At 65.2% G+C, this 2,318-nt stretch carries 2 protein-coding genes; both read right to left on the bottom strand.

Features of this window, described 5'->3' with window-relative positions; translation table 11 throughout:
* Positions 1-2,010, bottom strand: a 2,010-nt coding sequence (locus tag RMO40_RS13630) for an Hpt domain-containing protein (protein ID WP_309722087.1), incomplete at its 3' end; no start/stop codon positions are given.
* A gap of 52 nt (positions 2,011-2,062) precedes the next feature.
* Positions 2,063-2,318, bottom strand: a 256-nt coding sequence (locus RMO40_RS13625; RefSeq protein ID WP_309722084.1) for a response regulator, incomplete at its 5' end; no start/stop codon positions are given.

Genomic DNA, 2,318 nt, shown 5'->3' with positions numbered 1-2,318 from the left:
CAGGTTCTTCACCACCACCTGCTGCTGGCCGAGCAACTCGTCGACCAGCAGGGCGATGCGGCCGCCTTCGGCCTCGACCACCACCATGATCCCGCTCACATGCTCGAAGTCGAAACGCGGCACGTTGAACACGTGCTCCATCTCCAGCACCGGCATGTATTCGTCGCGCACTTCGACCACGCGGCCGCTGCCACCGATGGTCTTGACCATGTCGGGCTGCACCTGGAACGACTCGACGACCGAGCTGAGCGGGAGGATGTAGACCTCTTCGCCCACGCCGACCGACATGCCGTCCATGATGGCCAGCGTGAGCGGCAGGCGCACCGAGACGCGCATGCCATACCCTTCGGCGGAGTCGATGTCGACCGTGCCGCCGAGCGAGGTGATGTTCTTCTTGACCACGTCCATGCCGACACCGCGGCCCGACACGTCGGTGACCACGTCGGCGGTGGAGAAGCCGGGCGCGAAGATCAGGCTCCACACGTCCTGGTCGCTCATCGAATCGGGGGCGTGGATGCCGCGTTCGCGGGCTTTCTTGATCAGCTTCTCGCGCGACAGGCCACGGCCGTCGTCGCGCACTTCGATCACGATCGAGCCGCCCTGGTGCGAAGCGCTCAGGGTGATGGTGCCGGTCTCGGGCTTGCCCTTGGCCAGCCGTTCGGCCGGGGTTTCGATGCCGTGGTCGCAAGAGTTGCGCACCAGGTGCGTCAACGGGTCGGTGATTTTCTCGACCAGGCCCTTGTCGAGCTCGGTGGCTTCACCGAGCGTCACGAAGTCGACCTTCTTGGAGAGCTTGGCGGCCAGGTCGCGCAGCATGCGCGGGAAACGGCTGAACACCATCGACATCGGGATCATGCGAATCGACATCACCGACTCTTGCAAGTCGCGGGTGTTGCGGTCGAGGTCGGCCAGGCCGGCGGCGAGCTGCTGGTACAGCGTCGGGTCCAGGCCTTGTGTGTTTTGCGCCAGCATAGCCTGGGTGATGACGAGCTCGCCCACCAGGTTGATGAGCTGGTCGACTTTTTCAACCGACACGCGAAGCGTCGAGGCTTCGACGGCGGCGGCCGGCTTTTCAGCCTTGGGTGCAGACGCTTTGGGTGCAACGGCCTGGACCGCGGTCGACGCATCGGCGGCAGGTTCGGCAGCGCTCGCTGCGGCCTGATCGGGAGCGCCCGGGGCGTTGTCGAAGAAGCCATAACCGACGTCGGCCTTTTCAGCCTCGGGCGCGCCGGGCGCGCCGTCATGGAAGCCGAAACCCGGGCCCAACGGCAGCAGGCTCACCTGCTCGCGCGAGACGTGGAAGGTCAGCAGGTCCAGCAGGTCGCTGTCGGTGCTGGTGGTGCAGACCTTGAAGCGGCGCATGCCGTCGGCGGGCATGCCGTTGTCGAGCGGCTCGATGGTGCCGAGGTCGGTGATTTCCTTGAACAGGTCGACGATGTTGTTGGCATCTTCGGGTTTGTCCAGCGGGCCCACGCGCAGCTCGATCACGCGGGCTTCGGGCTTCTTGGTGGGGGCCTTGGCCAGCACCGACGTGGCGGCTGGGGCGGCCGGTGCCGCGGCAGCGGCAGGGGCGGCGATCACCGGTGCCTGGCCGTCGGACATGGCGCGGATGTTGAACAGCAGCTCGGTGGTGTCGAGCTCGTCGCCGTCGCCGTTCTGGTGGCGGGCGAGCTGGGCGCGCAGGGCGTCGCCCGACTGCAGCAGCACATCGACCATGGCGGCGGTGGGCTCCAGCTCGTGGCGGCGCAGCTTGTCGAGCAGCGTCTCCATCTGGTGCGTGAGCTCGGCCACATCCTTGAAGCCAAAGGTGGCGGCGCCGCCCTTGATCGAGTGGGCACAACGGAAGATGGCGTTCATCTCCTCGTCGTCGGCCGACTCGATGTCGAGCTCGAGCAGCAGCTTCTCCATGCGGTCGAGGTTTTCGCCCGCTTCTTCGAAGAAGACCTGATAGAACTGGCTCAGGTCAATGCCGGCGCTCAGCTGAGAGCCTTCTGAAGACATCTCGCCCATGGCGTGCTCCTGGATGTTGTGTTTGTCTGTACGAGGGGAAGGAGCAGCGCGCTTACTTCACGACTTTTTTGATCACTTCGATCAGCTTGGCTGGATCGAAAGGCTTGACCAGCCAGCCGGTGGCGCCGGCCGAGCGGCCCGCCTGCTTCATCTGGTCGCTCGACTCGGTGGACAGGATCAGGATCGGCGTGGTCTTGAACTTGGGGTTGTCGCGCAGCTTCTTGGTCAGGCTGATGCCATCCATGCGCGGCATGTTCTGGTCGGTGAGCACCAGGTCGAAGTCGCGGCCATTGGATTTTTCGTAGGCG

The organism is Rhizobacter sp. (assembly GCF_031412075.1).
Lineage (GTDB): Bacteria > Pseudomonadota > Gammaproteobacteria > Burkholderiales > Burkholderiaceae_C > Rhizobacter.
The sequence above is the reverse complement of the archived record's forward strand: the minus strand, read 5'-3'. Positions and strand labels throughout refer to the sequence as shown.